This is a genomic window from Neorhizobium sp. LMR1-1-1.1 (assembly GCF_040675795.1).
Lineage (GTDB): Bacteria > Pseudomonadota > Alphaproteobacteria > Rhizobiales > Rhizobiaceae > Neorhizobium > Neorhizobium cellulosilyticum.
The window spans coordinates 15,230-32,895 of sequence record NZ_JBEGHE010000019.1; the positions used below are offsets into that span (position 1 = coordinate 15,230).

21 protein-coding genes and 1 pseudogene are annotated in these 17,666 nt (G+C 57.6%); 11 read left to right on the plus strand and 11 right to left on the minus strand.

From position 1 onward, the window contains the following. Positions 1-48 precede the first annotated feature (48 nt). From MRBLMR1_RS10655 to MRBLMR1_RS10665, 3 genes and pseudogenes are all read left to right on the plus strand, one after another. Positions 49-603: a hypothetical protein gene (locus MRBLMR1_RS10655; protein WP_500064543.1), complete on the plus strand. Its 555-nt coding sequence runs from the start codon at positions 49-51 to the stop codon at positions 601-603. Positions 604-777: 174 nt separating this feature from the next. Next, the gene (locus MRBLMR1_RS10660) at positions 778-1,056 is read left to right on the plus strand and encodes a GNAT family N-acetyltransferase (RefSeq protein ID WP_404946547.1); all 279 of its coding nucleotides are present in this window, start codon (positions 778-780) and stop codon (positions 1,054-1,056) included. Next, positions 1,023-1,217, plus strand: a pseudogene (locus MRBLMR1_RS10665) (nucleotidyl transferase AbiEii/AbiGii toxin family protein); the annotation flags it as partial. The gene MRBLMR1_RS10660 and the pseudogene MRBLMR1_RS10665, both read left to right, overlap by 34 nt. Before the next feature lie 460 nt (positions 1,218-1,677). On the opposite strand, the gene MRBLMR1_RS10670 reads toward MRBLMR1_RS10665, so the two are convergent. From MRBLMR1_RS10670 to MRBLMR1_RS10680, 3 genes are read right to left on the minus strand one after another with little or no spacing between them, the layout of a single operon-like run. Next, a complete protein-coding gene (locus MRBLMR1_RS10670) occupies positions 1,678-2,544 on the minus strand; it encodes a type 1 glutamine amidotransferase domain-containing protein (RefSeq protein WP_500064545.1) in 867 nt (288 codons plus the stop codon). A gap of 54 nt (positions 2,545-2,598) precedes the next feature. Further along, positions 2,599-2,901: a putative quinol monooxygenase gene (locus MRBLMR1_RS10675; protein WP_183688098.1), complete on the minus strand. Its 303-nt coding sequence runs from the start codon at positions 2,899-2,901 to the stop codon at positions 2,599-2,601. Positions 2,902-2,915: 14 nt separating this feature from the next. Continuing rightward, a complete protein-coding gene (locus MRBLMR1_RS10680; protein ID WP_183688100.1) occupies positions 2,916-3,707 on the minus strand; it encodes an SDR family NAD(P)-dependent oxidoreductase in 792 nt (263 codons plus the stop codon). A 97-nt stretch (positions 3,708-3,804) separates the two neighbouring features. Between MRBLMR1_RS10680 and MRBLMR1_RS10685 the strand changes: the two genes are divergently transcribed. Continuing rightward, positions 3,805-4,725, plus strand: a complete 921-nt coding sequence (locus MRBLMR1_RS10685; RefSeq protein ID WP_500064549.1) for a LysR family transcriptional regulator — start codon at positions 3,805-3,807, stop codon at positions 4,723-4,725. A gap of 62 nt (positions 4,726-4,787) precedes the next feature. On the opposite strand, the gene MRBLMR1_RS10690 is transcribed toward MRBLMR1_RS10685, so the two are convergent. Continuing rightward, positions 4,788-5,579 (minus strand): aldolase, encoded by a 792-nt coding sequence (locus MRBLMR1_RS10690; protein ID WP_500064551.1) that lies wholly within the window; start codon positions 5,577-5,579, stop codon positions 4,788-4,790. A 9-nt stretch (positions 5,580-5,588) separates the two neighbouring features. After that, positions 5,589-6,296, minus strand: a complete 708-nt coding sequence (locus MRBLMR1_RS10695; protein ID WP_183688106.1) for a haloacid dehalogenase type II — start codon at positions 6,294-6,296, stop codon at positions 5,589-5,591. An 87-nt stretch (positions 6,297-6,383) separates the two neighbouring features. On the opposite strand from MRBLMR1_RS10695, the gene MRBLMR1_RS10700 reads away from it, so the two are divergent. Together MRBLMR1_RS10700 and MRBLMR1_RS10705 are read left to right on the plus strand one after the other, a co-directional pair. Further along, a complete protein-coding gene (locus tag MRBLMR1_RS10700) occupies positions 6,384-7,241 on the plus strand; it encodes a LysR substrate-binding domain-containing protein (protein ID WP_500064553.1) in 858 nt (285 codons plus the stop codon). A gap of 98 nt (positions 7,242-7,339) precedes the next feature. Next, positions 7,340-8,206, plus strand: a complete 867-nt coding sequence (locus tag MRBLMR1_RS10705) for an SDR family oxidoreductase (RefSeq protein WP_183688111.1) — start codon at positions 7,340-7,342, stop codon at positions 8,204-8,206. A gap of 154 nt (positions 8,207-8,360) precedes the next feature. Here MRBLMR1_RS10705 and MRBLMR1_RS10710 read toward each other — a convergent pair whose 3' ends face one another. Together MRBLMR1_RS10710 and MRBLMR1_RS10715 are read right to left on the minus strand one after the other, a co-directional pair. Beyond that, positions 8,361-8,567: a hypothetical protein gene (locus MRBLMR1_RS10710; RefSeq protein WP_500064555.1), complete on the minus strand. Its 207-nt coding sequence runs from the start codon at positions 8,565-8,567 to the stop codon at positions 8,361-8,363. Positions 8,568-8,711: 144 nt separating this feature from the next. Further along, on the minus strand, positions 8,712-9,521 hold the full coding sequence (locus tag MRBLMR1_RS10715) for an alcohol dehydrogenase catalytic domain-containing protein (protein ID WP_500064557.1): 810 nt from the start codon (positions 9,519-9,521) through the stop codon (positions 8,712-8,714). A gap of 410 nt (positions 9,522-9,931) precedes the next feature. Here MRBLMR1_RS10715 and MRBLMR1_RS10720 point away from each other — a divergent pair, with 410 nt between their 5' ends. Further along, positions 9,932-10,168 carry a hypothetical protein gene (locus MRBLMR1_RS10720; RefSeq protein WP_206827419.1) on the plus strand — a complete coding sequence of 79 codons (237 nt, stop codon included), beginning with the start codon at positions 9,932-9,934 and terminating at the stop codon, positions 10,166-10,168. 299 nt (positions 10,169-10,467) lie between these two features. On the opposite strand, the gene MRBLMR1_RS10725 is transcribed toward MRBLMR1_RS10720, so the two are convergent. Further along, the gene (locus tag MRBLMR1_RS10725; protein ID WP_206827418.1) at positions 10,468-11,751 is read right to left on the minus strand and encodes a sensor domain-containing diguanylate cyclase; all 1,284 of its coding nucleotides are present in this window, start codon (positions 11,749-11,751) and stop codon (positions 10,468-10,470) included. A gap of 216 nt (positions 11,752-11,967) precedes the next feature. Between MRBLMR1_RS10725 and MRBLMR1_RS10730 the strand changes: the two genes are divergently transcribed. The 4 genes from MRBLMR1_RS10730 to MRBLMR1_RS10745 all read left to right on the plus strand — a co-directional run bounded on the left by MRBLMR1_RS10730 (position 11,968) and on the right by MRBLMR1_RS10745 (position 15,074). Further along, complete coding sequence (locus MRBLMR1_RS10730) at positions 11,968-12,186, plus strand: hypothetical protein (RefSeq protein WP_148148672.1); 219 nt, start codon at positions 11,968-11,970, stop codon at positions 12,184-12,186. 513 nt (positions 12,187-12,699) lie between these two features. Continuing rightward, positions 12,700-13,245 carry a TetR/AcrR family transcriptional regulator gene (locus MRBLMR1_RS10735; protein ID WP_500064560.1) on the plus strand — a complete coding sequence of 182 codons (546 nt, stop codon included), beginning with the start codon at positions 12,700-12,702 and terminating at the stop codon, positions 13,243-13,245. Beyond that, positions 13,242-14,429: an MFS transporter gene (locus tag MRBLMR1_RS10740; RefSeq protein ID WP_500064562.1), complete on the plus strand. Its 1,188-nt coding sequence runs from the start codon at positions 13,242-13,244 to the stop codon at positions 14,427-14,429. The genes MRBLMR1_RS10735 and MRBLMR1_RS10740 overlap by 4 nt, the downstream gene beginning before the upstream one ends. A 324-nt stretch (positions 14,430-14,753) precedes the next feature. Further along, a complete protein-coding gene (locus tag MRBLMR1_RS10745) occupies positions 14,754-15,074 on the plus strand; it encodes an EAL domain-containing protein (RefSeq protein ID WP_206827415.1) in 321 nt (106 codons plus the stop codon). Positions 15,075-15,220: 146 nt separating this feature from the next. Here the strand turns inward: MRBLMR1_RS10745 and MRBLMR1_RS10750 are convergent, their stop codons facing one another. The 3 genes from MRBLMR1_RS10750 to MRBLMR1_RS10760 all read right to left on the minus strand — a co-directional run bounded on the left by MRBLMR1_RS10750 (position 15,221) and on the right by MRBLMR1_RS10760 (position 17,623). Continuing rightward, positions 15,221-15,706 (minus strand): hypothetical protein, encoded by a 486-nt coding sequence (locus tag MRBLMR1_RS10750; protein WP_500064666.1) that lies wholly within the window; start codon positions 15,704-15,706, stop codon positions 15,221-15,223. A gap of 114 nt (positions 15,707-15,820) precedes the next feature. Next, complete coding sequence (locus MRBLMR1_RS10755; RefSeq protein ID WP_500064564.1) at positions 15,821-16,804, minus strand: aldo/keto reductase; 984 nt, start codon at positions 16,802-16,804, stop codon at positions 15,821-15,823. A 63-nt stretch (positions 16,805-16,867) separates the two neighbouring features. Further along, a complete protein-coding gene (locus MRBLMR1_RS10760; protein WP_148148676.1) occupies positions 16,868-17,623 on the minus strand; it encodes an SDR family NAD(P)-dependent oxidoreductase in 756 nt (251 codons plus the stop codon). Positions 17,624-17,666 lie beyond the last annotated feature (43 nt).

Here is a 17,666-nt window from a genome sequence, read left to right on the forward strand (position 1 = left end):
TTGTCAATGCGCTGGGCGGCTAGGGATTATAGCACCCGTGGCTGATCATTGACCCAGAAGGACGTCAGTTTTTCCAGAGGGCTGGCCAAGCGGAACATGACTGATCGACAAAAAAATACTATCGCCTACGCGGCACTTATGGTGCTCCAGTCTCTGGCAGTGGCATATCTACTCTGGGTGATCTTTCCGATCTTCTACGCCGTCGTCACCCATCTCGGCGAACGCCAACAAGTGCCATCGTCTACGTTCATTGCGATTCTCATAACGGCTTTGGTTCAGCAGGCGAGCTACTGGGCGAGAATGCGTTGGGTCGAGGTCCGTGCCCCGTTCCGCTCTATCCTCGTATCTCATCTGTTTTCCTTCGCCGCGCGCATGGCCTTCCTGTTCGGTGGTGTCCTGTTCTCAACCATCTTTTTTCGGCACTTGCCGGAAATCAACGCGCTGCCCCACTCGGTCAAGCGGTGCTGCTTGGCACGCTGGTCTTGTTGGTGCTGTTCGGGTTCTTTTGCTACTCCGTCGAACTTGAGCGCCTCGCTAAGACCCTCGAGGTTCCGCCTCAAACCTGATCGCGTGTCCTACTATCTGAAAGATCGGCGTGTGTGATCCTGGCACCTTATCGCCATCGAAATTGCGATCGGCGACTAAGCAAAGTAGGGCTTGCGTTATTTCGCTTGGAAGGATGAGAAGAGCCCTTCAAAGAACGAATCTCGCCTGATCGAGTCTCCGCGCCTGTCCCTTCGGTTACCGATCTTCGCGGATTTCCACCCAATGGTTGAGATGTTCTCGGAAGAGCCGGTGTCGCGCCACCTGGGGAAGCTTAACCGCAGTGAAATATGGACTCGGCTCTTACGCGACGCCGGGCACCGGCAGTTGATGGATTTTGGCCAATTTTCCATTATTGAAAGGGCGCAAAACACTTACATCGGAAAGGTCGGGTTTGCTGTGTTCGAACGCCCGCTGGGCCGGGCGGACACAAATATCGAAATGTCTTGGACTCTTCGGAGCCAGTTCCATAGGCTCGGGTATGCGAAGCGTGCCGGCAGCATAAGGAACTGATGTTCCGTGCACCGGACCATCGCTATGATCGGGCAGTACCCGGTAGTTTCCGGCTGGTGCCGACGGCCGATATGCGGAAGAAACTCGCGACCGAGTACGGGAGAATGTCGGCGATGATCTTTGCGATGCCGCCTGATTTCGAGGCCATCATGAAAAGCATCTCGCCTGGGTCTTCCGTTCAGACGTCCGGTGCGGCTGGAGATCACCTTTTCGTCGCTCAACAGCGAAAAAAGGGCAAGGACAGCAGCTCGATCCCGGGTTCTCATCAGCCAGTCCCCAAGACGAAAAAGCCTGCCGCGGGAGGAGGTGCGGCAGGCTTTCGAAAAGAACCGAACAACGGCTGGGAGGAGGAGTGCCGCAGTTCTGACAGACGCCCCTTGGGAGGAGGAGTGGGCCGTCTGAAATCGAAGCTCTGCGGGAGGAGATGCATTGCGTCGATGAGAACCACAATACCAATTTTCGCTGCACACGAAATAGACTTTGCTGCAGTGCAACTATGCGCAGAATGCAGAGCCTGATTTCGAGGGAGGACAATGGTGACATAATTGTGCGACCATTGTAATCCAGAACTAATCCAGCGAACACGGCAATTAACCACATTGCAGTGAAACCGTTCCCCGCCTATTGAGGCGACATCGGCAGATGCTGCTTCAATCTGCTCAGCAGTTCCTGGGCCACAGCCGGGGCTGATGCGGGATTCTGGCCGGTGATCAGCTCGCGATCCGTTACGACATGCGCGGAGAAAGCTGCATCAGCCTGACTAAATTGACCGCCCGCCTGTGTGAGCGCATCCTGCGGATAGAATTTCATCTCGCCGCCACCCAGCAGTCCCTTGGCCATTTCCTCTTCCTGGTTGCTGAAGACCGTGAACTTGTAGCCGGCATAGATCCAGCCAGTTTGCGCCTTTGCGGTTCCCGCCGTCTCGAACTTTGTCACGAACTCTTGTGCGTCCGGCAGCGTAGACAGCAGTGCGATGGGACCATGGCAGGCGAGCGCCGTCGTCTTGCCATTCTCATGGAACCAGGTGAGCAGCTTGCCGAGTTCGGAACTCACCAGAAGATCCTGCATCGGTGCGTGACCGCCGGGCACGTAGACCGCGTCGAAATGGTCGTAGCCGATCTGCTCGACCCGCGCGAGGCTGATGACCGGCGACTTGTCGCTCGACATCAGGCCCAGTTCCGACAGCTGCGCTTCGCTGGCTTTCGTCGCCGCTTCGTCACCGCCGAAATACATCTTGTCGATGGATGTCCGGTCGACGGAAGGCGCCATACCTTTGGGTGTGGCGAAGGTGACCTCATGGCCTGCGTCGAGCAAGGCCTTCACCGGCTGCATCAATTCATTGAGGTAGAATCCGGTTTTGAATACCTTGCCGTCCTTCAGATCGAGACGATCGTAATCGGACAGCACGATCAGGACGTTTCCGGCATGGGCGCTTAAGGTGCTGGCGCCGAGCGCAAGAGCGACGGCGAGGCTGCGCAGAAGTTTCATGGGTCTAGCTCCGAAAGTTAGAAATATGGTGGGGAAGGGAACGGCGGTTGCTTCTCAGCCAGCGACCTTGGTGAGCCGGTGCAGCGCAAAGTCGGCGAAATAGTCGCCAACGCCGCTCGCCTGAAAGCGCTGCAGGACGGCGCCCTGCATATGGGCGCGCCATTGGTCTTCACTTTGCCAGGTTTCGACAAAGATGCGCACGCGTCCATCATCGAGCGACTGGTGCAACTCGTACCGGAGGCAGCCGTCTTCGGCCAAAGTCTCGGCGACCAGCTTTTCCTGGGCAGCGCCAAGCGCCGCCTCCTTGCCGGGCTTGGCGGTGGTGATGGCGATGATGGTCAGAGGCGTGTTTGACATGGGTAGTGCCTTTCTCAGGCGATGGTGTTGACGAGACCGCCTTCGGCACGAAGGGCTGCACCGTTCGTGGCCGATGAACGGGGGCTGGCGAGATAGGCAACGAGGTTTGCCACCTCTTCCGCCTCCACCATGCGCTGGAGGATCGAAGCCGCGCGGGCGGTGGCGAAGAATTCGGCCTCGATCTCTTTGATCGGTGCGGAAGGATCGCTTGCCTGGCTGCGCAGGAAGGCTTCGATGCCTTCCGAGCGGGTCGGTCCCGGAAGCACGGAATTGACCGTGACATTGGTGCCGCGGGTCAGTTGCGCCAATCCGCGCGAGATCGACAGCTGAGCCGTCTTGCTCGTTGCGTAGTGGATCATGTCCTCAGGGATGGCGAGACCCGACTCACTGGAAATGAAGATGATCCGGCCCCAATTGCGCTCCAGCATGCCGGGCAGATAGGTGCGCGACAGGCGCACGCCGCTCATGACATTGACGTCGAACAGATGGCTCCAGTCGGCGTCGGTGATGTCGCCGAAGGCCTTGCTCTCGTAGATGCCGATATTGTTGACGAGGATATCGACCAACGGTTCGGCCTTGGCGATGATCGCGGCACCCTCGGCGCTGGCCGCGTCTGCCAGAATGCCTGTGATCTCAGATCCGCCGGAAGTTTTGACAGCAGCGATCGCGCTGTCGAGCTTGACGCGGTCGCGGCCCGTGATGACAACCCTCGCGCCTTCGATCGCGAGAGAGCGGGCGATTTCGAGGCCGATGCCGGCGGTGGCGCCGGTTACAAGGGCGGTCTTTCCGTTGATTTGCAGATCCATGACGTGTCTCCAGATTGTTGCTGGAGACAATTTATGATTTAAGCCTCGGAGATACTATTGCCTGTAAAAGACGTGCACCTGTGAATGAGGATCATCAATGCCGCGCATTCTGATGGAACGTTCCGGCGAAATGGAGGTGTTTGCCCGCGTTGTTCAGGATGGGGGATTCTCCGCCGCCGCCCGTAACCTGGACATCACACCATCAGCGGTTAGCAAGTTGATCGCCCGTCTGGAAACAAGGCTCGGCACGCGCCTGCTGGTGCGAACGACCCGCGCTCTGACGCTGACCGAGGAAGGCGAAGCCTATCACCATGCGGCGCTTCGGATTCTGCAGGAACTGAACGATGCGGATCAGGAGGCAACGGGCGGTGCGGTCCGTGGACGGCTGAGGATCAATACCACAATACCGTTCGGAACGATGTTCGTCGCACCGGCCATTCCGGAGTTCATCGCCCGCAATCCCGACCTGATCGTCGACCTCTCCTTCACCGACGGGATTGTCGACCTGGTAGCGGAAAAGACCGACGTCGCTATCCGCATGGGAAACCTGCCGGACAGCGGCCTGATCGCCCGCAAGCTCGGACAGAGCCGGCGCGTGGTCTGTGCTTCACCTGACTATCTGGCGCGCCGACGTTCGCCGGAAACGCCTATGGACCTCGCGCAGCACGACTGCCTGACCTTCAATTTTCGGCGAGCAAGACCGACCTGGCCGTTTCGTGACCGCGACCGGGACATCGCACAACCAGTCAAAGGCAGCATCGTCGTCAACAACGGCGAGACGATGAAGCAAATGGCGTTGGCCGGCGCTGGCATTGCCCGCGTCGGCCTGTTTCATGTGGCCGACGACATCGCCGCTGGGCGTTTGATTCCACTGCTCGAAGACTTCAATCCACGCGATCTTGAACTGGTGCATGCCGTCTATGTCGGTGGTGGTCCCCTGCCCCACCGCGTCCGTGCCTTCATCGACCATATGGTCGTGACACTGGGTGATTCACCGCTGCTGAAAGGGACGCCCTGACCCGGAGAAAAATAAGGAAATGCGCACTTCAAGATGCTTGATGCTTCGCCTTTCTTATCCGATCAATCGCGATATTCCGGCGCTTGCCGGTCCAGCACCCGACGGATGCTTTCCAGATGCATTCTGGCACTTTCCGGGTCCCCTTCGCGCATCTGCCGCGCCGCATCAGCCGCGACAGCAGGCACGACCGGCAGAAGTTTGCGGCCTGAACCCATTGCCTTCAACTGAACTTCGGCAGCACGTTCGAGATAGTAGAGATCATCCCAGGCTTCGGCGATGTTCGGCGCGCAGACCATCACGCCATGGTTTTTCATGAACAGGATATCCTTGTCTCCAAGGACGGCGGCGATCCTGTCGCCTTCGCTTTCGTCCAGAGCAAGGCCATTATAGTTCTCGTCAACCGCCACACGGCCGTAGAACTTGAGCGCCGTCTGGCCTGCCCAGACCAATGGCTCACCCTCGACCATGCTGAGCGCGGTCGCATTCGGCATATGGGTGTGAAACGCAGCACCGACCCGCGGCGCCATCTTGTGCAACCGCGCATGGATATAGAACGCGGTTGCCTCCGGTACGCCATCCCCGGCAACCACATTGCCTTCGAAATCGCAGATCAGCAATGACGAGGCAGTCGCCTCCTGAAACGCCCAACCCAGGCGGTTGACGATGAAGAGGTCGGGATGACCGGGCACAACAGCCGAGAAGTGGTTACAGATCCCGTCTTCAAGGCCGAGCCGCGCTGCCATGCGAAGGCAAGCGGCGAGGTCGCCCCGTGCTTGCCAAATCTCTTCGGTGTCCAGCAAACGATTGTGCCGTAGTGCAGGATTTGTCTTCGAAACATTCAGCTCATGCGCCATGTTAGTCTCCTATCGTTCCATCCAGCCCGCTGCGGCAAGGATGGCAGGCACCTTGTCGAGCGTCGGGACGATTTCGTCCGGGCGGTAATCTTCCAGGGGTTTGCGGCCGGTGCCACGATCGACCCAAACGGTACGAAAGCCAAGCTCGCGCGCCGCTGCAAGATCCAGATGCGGACTGGCGCAAATATGCACCAGATCCTCCATGCTGGTGCCGAGGCTTTTCCAGGCATGATGGAAGATCTGGCTGCATGGCTTGTAGGCACCGGCCTGTTCCGCAGTGATGACGCGGTCGATGTGGCCACCAAGTTGGGCCACGTTTCCAGCAATGATGGCATCATCAGTATTGGAGATGATCGCCAGGCGGAAACCTGCATCTTTTAACTTTCCAAGGGTTGCCACAATCTCCGGAAACGGCGGCATCTTGCCGATCGACGAGGTCAGGATATTGGCATCCGCTACCTCAAACGGAAGGCCGAATTCGGCCATCGCCCGTTCCAGGGCAAGGGCGCAGACCTCGGCAAACGTGCGGTGAGGACGCCCCTCCTCCAGCGAATGTTCATGGTGATCGTAGATCGAGATAAATGCCTTCTGATCGATATCGCCACCTTTTGCGGACAGTATTCTGCCCATTGCAGCAAGCAGCCCTTCGTCCCATTGAATCAGGGTTCCATAGCAATCAAAGGTCAGCCAGGTCGGCTTGGGGCCAGTCAGGGTCATACGTTTTCTCCTTGATTTTCCCGAGATTGACAAAACCTGCGTGGATTGAGAAATTAAATCTCATCATCATCTTCATTGGGAAATCAAATGAGCTTCGGGTTCGATCTGGATCTTCTGAAAACCTTTGCTGCCGTCGTCGATTGCAGCGGCTTCACCAAGGCGGCCGAACGGGTGCGCTTGACGCAGTCGACGGTGAGCCAGCAGATCAAGAAGCTGGAGGTCAATTTAGGCACCTCACTGCTGCGGCGGGACAAATCGACCGGAACTGTTGAAACTACGGAAGCCGGCGAGTTACTGCTGAGCTATGCGCGCAGAATACTCGCCATCGCAGATGAGGCCGCCGAGGTCATGCGAAAACCTCTGGCGCCGCGGTCCGTTCGCCTCGGCGTTCCGGAAGATTTTGCCGGGCGGCGCCTCATCGATCTGCTGTCGGGATTTTCAATCGCATCGCCTCACATAAGGCTCGACACGGTTAGTGGCTGGAGCACTGAGCTCCGGCGCCTGCTGGATGCGGGCGAAATTGACCTCGCGCTGATCAAGCGCGAGCCTGGAGATGGGGCCTGTCTCGCGAGTTGGAAAGAAGAGTTGGTCTGGGTGGAGAGCGCCACCCGTTCGGTCGAGACGGACCCGGTTCCACTCGCGGTGTTTCCCGTCGGCTGCATATACCGGGATCGCGCCATCCGCGCGATCGAGCGCAGCGGTCGTCGCTGGCGGATCGCCTATACCAGCCAGGGACTGATGGGTGTGCAGGCGGCGGTTGCCTCCGGCCTCGGAATCAGTCTGCTACCTTCCGACGCGGTGCTAACCGAACACCGGCAACTTGGGCCATCTGACGGCTTCGACGGTCAGCCAGCGTCCGAGATTGCATTGGTAAAAGGACGGACAAGTCTGTCCAATGAAGCAAAGTTTGTCGGCAGCTTCCTAACGGATATTCTGGAGCCTTAATGTCCTGGACAAAGATGTGCGGGTGACCGGCGCGGATAGATCACGGAACAGTTACCGATCCCAACGGTTAAGCCTCCTCATTCAACTGGAGGAAGATCATGACCGAAGAACGCCGACGCCCGAACCCACCCTATCCGGAACAGCAGCAAGAGCCGCCGGGCAAAACCGCTTCAATGAAACCCGTCCCGGATCACGGCGAGAAATCCTATCGCGGCAATGGAAGACTTGAGGGCAAGGTGGCGCTGATCACCGGCGCCGATTCCGGGATTGGCAAGGCCGTCGCCATTGCTTTCGCGCGTGAAGGCGCCGATGTCCTGATCTCCTATCTCAACGAAGACGACGATGCGGCCGACACCGCCAAATGGGTCGAGGACGCCGGCCGTAAGGCGCTTGTCATCGCCGGGGACATCACATCGGAAGACCATTGCCAGGAGCTCGTCGCGCGCGCGGTCGATGAGCTCGGCGGGATCGACATCCTGGTCAACAACGCTGCTTTTCAGCGCACCTACGGTGATATCGCCGATATATCTGCTGATGAGTGGGACACGACCTTCCGAACGAATATCTATGCGCCGTTCTTTCTAGCTAAGGCCGCCGCTTCGCATATGAAACCTGGAAGTGCGATCATCAACACGACCTCCATCCAGTCGCGACAGCCATCGCCGCAGCTTCTGGCATACGCATCCACCAAGGGCGCCGTTTCCAACTTCACGGCCGGCCTTGCCGAAATGCTCGCTGAAAAAGGCATCCGCGTAAATGCCGTCGCTCCTGGCCCAATCTGGACGCCCCTTATTCCGTCAACCATGCCAGCTGAAAAAGCCGCCAAGTTCGGGCAACAGACCTTGATCGGCCGCGCCGGCCAACCCGCCGAACTGGCTGGCGCCTATGTCCTCCTAGCTTCCGAGCTTGGGAGCTATATGACCGGCGCCGTCATTCCGGTCACCGGCGGCGAGATCATGATTTAATACTTCAGACTCCGAGGCCGGGCGGAAACATGTTTCCTCCGGCCCGGGTGGTTCTTTGCATAGGCAGCATTTCACCGATGCTAGAAAAATCCCAGCTCTCCAGATGGCGTCAAATACGCGTGCACAAACTGAATGGAAGACGCCATGCCGCGAGCTATCCATTCGGCCGGGTGACAACTTTGACGCAGCCGTCCGCCTTGTCCCGAAAAGTCTTGTATGCCTCCGGTCCCTCTTCGAGGCCTATGCGGTGGGTGATGAGGAAAGACGGATCGATTTTGCCCTCCACAATCGGGTTCAACAGCGGCTCGAGATACCGTTGCACATGGGTCTGGCCTGTCTTCAGCGTTAGACCTTTGCCCACGACGGCTCCAAGAGGTACTGGAACTGCTGGACCCACGAATACACCGGGGACCGAAACCGTCCCGCCAGGCCGGCAGGCGAGGACCGCTTGGCTGAGGGCGTAAGGCCGTTCGGTTTGACGTCAGCTTTGTCTGGAGGGTCTCCATCACGCCACCCGCCTCATGGCTTTCCATCCCGACTGCCTCACGGCATCCGGTCCAAGCCCATTGATGATCACGAGAATACGCTCCTGCAAATCTTCAGCGGTATAATCGAGCGTTTCCGCACCGGAGGCTCGGGCAAGGGCTAGTCGTTCCGGCACGGTGTCAATGGCAATGACCCGTTCAGCGCCAAGCAGAAAAGCCGATCTGATTGCAAACAGGCCGACCGGCCCGCAGCCGAATACGGCAACCGTCTGCCCTTGCTTGATGTCGCAGTTTTCGGCGGCCATGTAGCCGGTTGGAAAAATGTCGGAGAGGAACAGGACCTGTTCGTCGATCAGGCCGTTAGGACAACAATCGGGCCAACACCGGCATAAGGAACGCGAAGATACTGCGCTTGTCCGCCCCGGAAGCGGCCGTACATTTTCGGAATAACCGAACAGCCCAGCCGTTGGATAACCGATTTGCTTGGCCTGCATCGCGCCGGATGGATTCGAACGCTCGCAAAGCGAAAACTGACCCCATTTACACTGCCGACATTCTCCACAGGCAATGGTGAAGGGCACAACCACACCTTCACCGACCTTGAGCCTGGAAGCCTCCCCGCCCGACCTCGACCACCTCACCCATGGGTCGTGGCCCATCACGTCCCCCGCATGCATCCCGGGGACGAAACCGCCGTAGAGGTGAAGAACCGACCCGCAGATCGCGCAGCTGGTCACCTTGATGATCGCGTCGCGATCGTCTTGGGTGACCGGATCGTCTACCGCTTCGCAGCGTATGTCGCCGCTGCCATGCCAAGTAAGACCTTTCATCTGCGGTCTCTCCCAATTTGCGGTCGGTCGTAGCCCTGATCTCGTCAGAGCAATCATCCGCCGTCAGCCCGTCAGGAACTCGCGGCATGGTCAACTGTTCCAGCTCTGTTGCTCAGACGCTTCCCGCATTCAGCCGCACAGGAAATGTGGGAGCGAACAGTCTGACCGGAAGTCACACCTGATATCGAGTTCGACGTTGCATCGAGGCTTCTGCCTCGTGCCGCTCCCACTTATGAACACCTCCAAGGATCCCTGGGGCAGCCACCTCATTTGTCTTGAACGGATCCGGGTCCGCGAGACGTTCACAACGGCCACACTGAGACGGGAGAGCTCAGCTGAGTTCTCTTTCGTCTTACAAGCTCGTAGGCAAAACATATTATCGGCCATGCGCCAATATCTTCAGTGACACAATGAACCAACATCAGCCGCTATCCAAATGCTCAGAGCTCTCCGGCCGTTACACTGAAGGCGGCATCACCGTCGTTGTGGAAATCTTCCGCCCTTCAGGCAGTGATGATTGGCGGATGGAGGTAACCAGCCTAGAAGACCAGATCACCGAATGGAATGAATCTTTCGCTTCTGCCCATGAGGCATGGGAAGAGTTCATCTATGTCGTCAGTACGGAAGGTCTCTCGGTCTTCCTCTAGACGCTCTCAACACCACCGGAGATGTAGGTTGGCGACCGACAGGGACAGACGGCGAACGATTTTTGATCGGGTGCGCACCAAGGCACTATTGCGGGGAATGCCTATCGACAGTGACCCCGAATTTCTGGCCTTAGTCGATCTTTGGATCAGCGGCGAGTACGAGATGTCAGAGCTCAGGTCTCGATACAACGACCTTACAGCCCGCCGAGCACAGCGATCAAGGTCTGGCCCTCCCGCACCGGAACCGACGCCCAATCAAGCGGATACGTTTGGAGGTGTGGGCGAAGATGCTGATCACGTCAACGCATCGCCCCGGAAGCCGACTGAAATCTGACGACATCCTTGCCGGCCGCCTTCGCATCGTAAAGGAGCGCATCGGCCTCCCTAAGAAGCTCGGAAATGTCACGCTTTTCACCCGCCCAAATTCCCCCAATGCTCGCGCGGACATCGGCGATTTCATCGGAAATCGCAATAGGCTCCCTCATCCGCGCGAGAATTCGCTCCGCCGCAGCCTCTCCTACGGAACGATCGCCCGCGACGACCACGACAAATTCATCCCCACCTGTCCGTGCCACGAGATCATGGTCCCTGACGGCTGAGGTCAAGCGCGCAGCTGCAGTCTGCAGGACGATATCTCCCATCGCATGACCATGAGCATCGTTCACCTCCTTGAACCCATCGAGGTCGAGCGCAAGGACAGCAAAGCCTTCGGCAGACTGCAAAGCCGCGAACTCGATCGACAGCCCACGACGGTTCAGCAGCCCAGTCAACGCGTCCGTGCGCGCCGTCTCCTCCAGCATCTCGATCCGGCGTCGATCTTCGGTAAAGTCGATTGCCATTCCGACGATCTTGACCGGACGCCCGTCGCTATCACGCAACAGCCGCCGATCACAACGCATCCAACGTTCGCCATGAACGGTGTCGAGACGATACTCGGCAACATTCTGATCGAGCTTTCCGGCAATTAGCGGCGTCAGATCGGCCTGGGCGCCGTCGTTCACGTTGACTCTGTTGACGTAGCGCTCAAGGTCGAGCCGCGCAGCAGTGGGCCCACCGATGAATTGAGCCAGTCGATCCGAGGTCTCGAATTTGCCTGTGAGGATATCCATTTGCCAGAAGCCGCCACGGACGGCTTCAAGCGCGAGCTCAAGCTGCGCTGCGCGCTCGGCGAGCTGACGCTCATGGTCCTTGTGTCGGGTGATATCCTCGATCTGCGAAATGAAGCGTACGACACGCCCTTCAGCATCGCGCATCGCGGCCACGTGGATCAGGACGTGGACAATCTCTCCGAAAGGCCGCAGGTAACGCTTCTCGATCGTGTAGCCGTCCCGCCTTCCTTGCAGGACCTGCTTAAATAGGATCAGATCTGCCTCGATATCCTCTGGATGGGTAAAGTCCCTGAAATGCGTCCCGAGCACCTTCTCTAAAGGCAGTGACAGAAGCTTGGCGAAAGCGGCATTGCCGCGAATGATGCGTCCCTCCAGATCGACCAGGGCGATCCCTATGGGGGCGTTCTCGAAGGCAAAGTCGAACAGCGCCAGGCGGGTTTCGGGATCGTCGGCCGTATAGGGTTCCGCTACCATCTTTCCTCCAAAGACAAGAGCTCCAAGCCGATAGGTGTGTTTTAGAGGATGATAATCAAGGTGCCGACCCGCTAAGGCGCGATGTGACATGCCGCAGTTGAAGCGGCTCCTTGATGTCAAAGACCCTCGAAATTATCTCTCCGAGTTAAGCACTGACACATTCAAGAAAGCAGATACGGGCCGGCATCCACAAACGGTGAAATCAGGGAGGAAGACATGGATGGAAGAAGCCGGGATCTTTCCGAAAGCGACATGCGGATATTGCGAACGCTACTTGGCCGCTACGCGGCACGTTACCATCTCACTGGCCCCGAAAAAGACGACTTGATCGAGCGAACGTTCCGGGCCTTGGCGAGCAATCCGGACATATTTTTCGAAATCCCTGTCGAGAAAGCCGCCGCGGAGACAATGCACCGGATCTATACCGACGATTAGATTTGAGGCGAATTGCATGGCGAGAAGTGGGGCTGGCTCAGGATGTTGATTGGTCGCGAACGTCACCTAATGGGGGCGGGAGACGCAGCAGTATTCGGCTACAAGTTCGCTGGCCACTGAGCCGGCCGGCGATCAAGCCCCTCCTGATAAGATTAACCTAAGAGAGCTCTTGAACTATAATAGCACTTTCGACCCAGTCATTCAAATGACAGTCATTCCAGATCTTCAACAGCGACCCCGGCTCTGAAGGCCGTGCGTGAACGAAATATCACAGCGCACGATAGACTATCGGCGCGGCGCCTTCGGTTCAGCCGTCACCTGTCACGGAGTGTGGCCTCAACCTCCGTACCCACATATGCCTAACCGCAATAGATCAATCGAAGTCTTCGATCTTGGCCCGATCTCCCGGTCCCTAATGCCGCCAACTTTTCTAGTTGCAGCGATGGAGGTCAAAATAATACCTCGCTGTTAACCATTACTTGACATGTAAAACGATCGCTTTACATCAACGTCATGAAAAAGCAGCAAGCGATTATAGGAGGCGCGGAGCGAGCGTTCGAAGCCGAAGGGTTTCGAGGAATTGGGGTCGACAAAATCCTCGCCCAATCGGGAGCATCGACACGAACCCTTTATAAGCATTTCGGGTCTCGGGATGGTCTCGTGGTTGAGGTCCTAAAGCACAGGCATCTCGCCTTCATGGCATTGTTGAGGGAGGCGGATCCTTCCGACCCTGTAGGGCAGCTTTTCGATATCCAGCGTAGGTGGACAGATGATCATATTAATTCCGGCTGTATGTTTTTGCGCGCCCACGGCGAATACGCCGCCGTAAACGCGGAGATCACCGCCGTCGTCCACGATCATAAACAACAATTTGAAACTGAAATCGGACGGCGTGTGGAGATAGCACTCGGTAGTCCTGACGCGGATCTAGCAATGCAGATCTCGCTTTTGTTTGAAGGCGCGACGGCGTTGTTAAGCTTGAGAGGACCAATCACTCTTGAGACCGCGAAAGAGGCAGCGGCGCTTTTGGTACGAGCACGTCTGGAGCATAGGCCATGATCGGACGCGCAAACATGGTGGCTGCGGCCTTCGCCCTCACAGCCCTCACCTACGGGTTGACGAGGTTTGCGTATGGCCTTCTGCTGCCTTCGATCCGGGCTGACCTTGATTTGAGTGCAATGGCAGGTGGCTGGATCGGCGGGTTGGCCTTTGCATCGTATTGCCTCGGGGTTGTTTTGGCGTTCACCTTAGTCGACCGGTTCGGCGAGCGATACATCACCGTATTGGCAGGCTCGTGCGCGACTGTCGCAATGGCAATAATCGCCGTGTCGTGGTCAGTTTGGAGCCTAGGCTTCGGCATGGCACTTGGGGGCCTTAGCACCGGATTGACGTCACCTCCGCTCGCATCAGCGGTGGCAATAACTCTTTCCCATCCTGATCAGCACAAGGCCAATGGCCTCATCAATTCGGGGACTGCAGTAGGGATAGTAATTTCAGGCGCAGCGGCGCTCGCATTTTATGGTAGCTGGCGCGCGCTTTATGCGGCGTTTGCTGGTCTCGGATTAATAATAACTTTCTGGCTTTCCTGGACGATCCCGCCTCGAAACAGCAAAAACGTCGCAGAAAAATTGCATTGGGGTGACGCTCAGGTTCCGGGCGCACACAATCTCACGGCTGGCTCGTTCATCGTCGGCTTTGCTAGCACCGCAGTATGGACATTCGGCGCAAACGTAATGCAGGATGAAGTGGACTTCTCCAGGTATCAAATCGCTTTAAGCTGGATTGTACTCGGAGTGGTCGGCATAGGAGGATCATCAACGGGGTCACTTGTGCAGCATCTCGGACTTCCTTTTGTTTACCGCCTTGCGGTCGCAGTGATGGGTTTAGCCATCGCGATCCTTGCAGCAGCGATTGGTTACTCCCCCCTCGCCTTCATCGCTCTCGGTTTGTTCGGCTTAGGCTACATCGTCGCAACGGGTGCCCTTCTCATCTGGGGTGTATCGATCTACAGCAGACACCCTGCACTAGGGCTGAGTGTGCCGTTTCTCATTGTTGCTATCGGTCAAACCGTTGGAGCGCCGATCTTCGGGCTGCTATGGGATGTCGGTGGAAGCGTCTCGGCTCTCGCAATCTTCGCTATGGTCATGGCAGCTGCCGCAAGCTTCACCGCTGCAAAGAACGCACCTTCTGAAGAAAGTCACCAATCAGACCGAATTGGTGGCGCGGTCAGTGATAAGTCCTGAGGGACTATGCTGGTGAGAGGTGCGTGATGAGGACCAACTCCATCTAACCAACATTCTAAGCGACATGGCCAGAAGAGGTCGACGAGAGGAGCGCCCCGATCCTTCTTGCATCACGAAAAGCCAATCGGCGTCTGCGCCGCCCATGCGGGCAATCGGGGCGGAGCAGCCACCTCCTGCGCTTCGGCACTGACGAAATCTTTTCGCGCTCTTGATGGGAGGTGGACCGCCGTCACCCAGGACAGGCGAAGCTAAGGCCATTTCCGCCTCTTTCGAGAGCCGACATGCACCGGCGCCGAACCGAGGGCATCATAAGCGATAACTGCAATGGTCACGTTGTTTACTCCGGCAAGGCGCTCATTGCAGCGCTATCCGCTCACCACGTTGAAAATTGACCGGGGATTTATTCAGCACATTCTAGATAAGCCTCGTGACGCCGCGATCGCAAAAGCGTTGATCGGTCTGGGTTGCGACCTAGGCCTTGAGACGGTCGCGGAAGGCATCGAAACGAGTGCTCAGGAAGATGCTCTACTTGCACTCGGATGCCGGACAGCCCAAGGCTACCTTTACGGCCGGCCCATGCCCTACGCTGCCGTCCTTAAGTTTATCGAAAAAAACTGTCTTCCCCTATCTTCGATGGCTGGTTGAAGGCTCGCTCCGCAGTTTTTTTGCGTAATGAAGGATCTGAGATGGACGAGCGGGATGTGACATGAAGTGGCTGAGGCGACCTGCAGATCTTCGCGCGACGCGTTTCCTGATGTAGCGAGGACTATGGCATGCGCGCAAACCCTATCTCACCGGGCACGATCGCCGAGACGGGCAAAATTATAGATCTGAACCGCAAGACCCAATACAAAAATGGCCGCTATGGTCCCGACGGCACCCTTTAACACAACCGAATTTGGGTCCGCGACAAACGGATGACCGTCGGGCACGCGTCTCAAGGTCTCGGAAACAGATGGGACCATCAGCAAGAAGACAGTCAGGCTCAAGAGTATCGTCTCGATATAATTCCGAAGGCGCCCCAGAAAGACGAGCTTGTTGGCTGCGTAGCCACCAAGCAGACACAGCAAGGTAACAAGCGCGATCGCAGGGCTGACAGGTGCCTTAGCCACGAGGAAAATTGTCAAGCTGCCGACCAGCATGCATACGAAATATATGTATCCTGGCACGCTGTCCGGCTTGATACGTCCAAATCGAAAAATCATGTAGGCGGCTGCGGGTATTGCAGGAAGGCTTCCTAACGTGTGAAGCCAGCCGAGCGGTGTTATTCCGAACATATTCATTCCTTCTCTGCGTAAGCTGGATTCAAAGACCAGCGAATATTTGATGGTTAGGAAGCGTCTCAGTCGTGGGTAAACGCTCCCGGCGACCCGGGCGAAAACGCCAAGCGATCAGAAAAACCCCACCACAGAGTGGGGAATGTAGTTGACCTCAAGGGTTTGTATTTCTTCAGCGGTGAGCCTGAAGCCCAGCGCAGCGGCAGCGTCATCCAGGTGATGCAATTTGGTCGCCCCGATTATGGGCGCCGAGATTTCGGATTTCGATAGGAGCCATGCGAGTGCAATCTGTGCCCGTGGTACCTCCCTCTTCTGCGCGATCTTTGCTACCGCCTCGACCACGCGTCGGTCGGCGTCCGCTGTCGTGCGAGTGTAAAGGCCGTTACCCAACTCATCGGTTTGGGAGCGCTCGCTTTGCTCCCTGCAGTCGCGGGTCAGGCGGCCGCGCGCAAGCGGGCTCCAAGGAATGACGCCGATACCCTCCGATTTGCAGAGCGGAAGCATTTCCCTTTCTTCCTCGCGGTAAAGCAGATTCAGGTGGTTCTGCATTGAGACGAACTTTGTCCATCCGTTCGCCTGTGAGACAGAAAGCATTTTGGAGAATTGCCACGCGTACATGGAGGAAGCGCCGATGTAACGGGCTTTGCCTGCCTTGACGACGTCATGCAGGGCTTCCAGGGTTTCCTCGATCGGGGTTTGATGGTCGAACCGATGGATTTGGTAAAGGTCGACATAGTCGGTGCCCAGCCGCTTCAGGCTTGCGTCGATCTCCGAAAAAATTGCTTTTCGGGAGAGGCCGGCGCCATTTGGTCCAGGCTTCATTCGGCCGTTGACTTTGGTGGCGATGACGACGTCGTCTCTGGCTACGTAGTCTCTGATCGCACGGCCGAGAATTTCCTCGCTCGTCCCGTCCGAGTAGACATTGGCGGTATCGAAGAAGTTGATCCCGAGTTCGATCGCCCTGCGGATAAATGGCCGGCTCTGCTCTTCTGGCAACGTCCAGGCGTGGCTGCCGCGATCGGGCTCCCCGTAGCTCATGCATCCAAGGCCGAGGCGCGAAACCTCAAGGCCGGTATTTCCAAGGCGCGTATAGTTCATGTATATCTCCAATTTCGCTATGAGACGAACTTCACAGGCGACAGGTCTCGCGTCGCCTGACGCTCAGGCGCTTATGCCGCCGTCGACAAGAATGCCCGAGCCGGTGATATAGCCTGCGCCCGGCCCAGCGAGGAAAGCCACGACCTCTGCGACTTCTCTGGTCCGACCGTAGCGGGCAATCGACAGGCTTGGCAGGATAGCAGGTGCCAGTGCGCCATCGGCAGGGTTCATGTCGGTGTCAATTGGGCCCGGCCTAACCAGATTGACGGTTATTTCCCGCGGCCCCAGTTCGCGAGCGAGACCGCGCGTAAAGCTCTCAAGTGCCGATTTGGTCGCTGCATAGACCGCGATCCCCGCAAACGGGACAGCCAGGCCCGCGTTACTGCCGGTACTGATGATGCGGCCACCATTTGGGATGTGTTTGAGCGCCGCCTGTGTCGTCAAAAAGACGCCGCGAACATTGACGTCCAGCTGCCGTTGGATCTCTTCGAACGGTTGTGTGGCAAAATCACCAGCGAACAGAACGCCGGCATTGTTGACCAGGATGTCGAGGCCGCCGAGTTCTGTGACAGTCCGGTCGATAGTGGCGGTCGCGGTATCGGGCCTGGCCGCGTCGGCCTGGATGGCAACCGCTTTGCGACCCAGAGCCCGGATCTCTTCGGCGAGAGCTTGCGCTTTTTCGGCCGACTTCTCGTAGGTAATCGCAACGTGAGCGCCGTCTTCCGCCAGCTTCAGCGCGATGGCAGCACCGATGCTGCGTGCCGCACCGGTCACAAGCGCTCGTTTGCCGGCAAGAGGAAGGTTGGGGGTGATGTCCATGGGAGGTTACCTTGATGTGTTATGGTTCAATTTGTGAGGAAAT

Bases quoted from the DNA above. Each gene is read 5' to 3' on its own strand.
- MRBLMR1_RS10750 (WP_500064666.1), bottom strand. From the start codon at position 15,706: ATGTTCGGAATAACACCGCTCGGCTGGCTTCACACGTTAGGAAGCCTT.
- MRBLMR1_RS10695 (WP_183688106.1), bottom strand. From the start codon at position 6,296: ATGACCCTGACTGGCCCCAAGCCGACCTGGCTGACCTTTGATTGCTAT.
- MRBLMR1_RS10670 (WP_500064545.1), bottom strand. From the start codon at position 2,544: ATGAAACTTCTGCGCAGCCTCGCCGTCGCTCTTGCGCTCGGCGCCAGC.
- MRBLMR1_RS10760 (WP_148148676.1), bottom strand. From the start codon at position 17,623: ATGGACATCACCCCCAACCTTCCTCTTGCCGGCAAACGAGCGCTTGTG.
- MRBLMR1_RS10720 (WP_206827419.1), top strand. From the start codon at position 9,932: ATGAACCAACATCAGCCGCTATCCAAATGCTCAGAGCTCTCCGGCCGT.
- MRBLMR1_RS10730 (WP_148148672.1), top strand. From the start codon at position 11,968: ATGGATGGAAGAAGCCGGGATCTTTCCGAAAGCGACATGCGGATATTG.
- MRBLMR1_RS10755 (WP_500064564.1), bottom strand. From the start codon at position 16,804: ATGAACTATACGCGCCTTGGAAATACCGGCCTTGAGGTTTCGCGCCTC.
- MRBLMR1_RS10725 (WP_206827418.1), bottom strand. From the start codon at position 11,751: ATGGTAGCGGAACCCTATACGGCCGACGATCCCGAAACCCGCCTGGCG.
- MRBLMR1_RS10745 (WP_206827415.1), top strand. From the start codon at position 14,754: ATGGTCACGTTGTTTACTCCGGCAAGGCGCTCATTGCAGCGCTATCCG.
- MRBLMR1_RS10705 (WP_183688111.1), top strand. From the start codon at position 7,340: ATGACCGAAGAACGCCGACGCCCGAACCCACCCTATCCGGAACAGCAG.
- MRBLMR1_RS10680 (WP_183688100.1), bottom strand. From the start codon at position 3,707: ATGGATCTGCAAATCAACGGAAAGACCGCCCTTGTAACCGGCGCCACC.
- MRBLMR1_RS10675 (WP_183688098.1), bottom strand. From the start codon at position 2,901: ATGTCAAACACGCCTCTGACCATCATCGCCATCACCACCGCCAAGCCC.
- MRBLMR1_RS10690 (WP_500064551.1), bottom strand. From the start codon at position 5,579: ATGGCGCATGAGCTGAATGTTTCGAAGACAAATCCTGCACTACGGCAC.
- MRBLMR1_RS10700 (WP_500064553.1), top strand. From the start codon at position 6,384: ATGAGCTTCGGGTTCGATCTGGATCTTCTGAAAACCTTTGCTGCCGTC.
- MRBLMR1_RS10735 (WP_500064560.1), top strand. From the start codon at position 12,700: ATGAAAAAGCAGCAAGCGATTATAGGAGGCGCGGAGCGAGCGTTCGAA.
- MRBLMR1_RS10740 (WP_500064562.1), top strand. From the start codon at position 13,242: ATGATCGGACGCGCAAACATGGTGGCTGCGGCCTTCGCCCTCACAGCC.
- MRBLMR1_RS10715 (WP_500064557.1), bottom strand. From the start codon at position 9,521: ATGAAAGGTCTTACTTGGCATGGCAGCGGCGACATACGCTGCGAAGCG.
- MRBLMR1_RS10685 (WP_500064549.1), top strand. From the start codon at position 3,805: ATGCCGCGCATTCTGATGGAACGTTCCGGCGAAATGGAGGTGTTTGCC.
- MRBLMR1_RS10660 (WP_404946547.1), top strand. From the start codon at position 778: ATGTTCTCGGAAGAGCCGGTGTCGCGCCACCTGGGGAAGCTTAACCGC.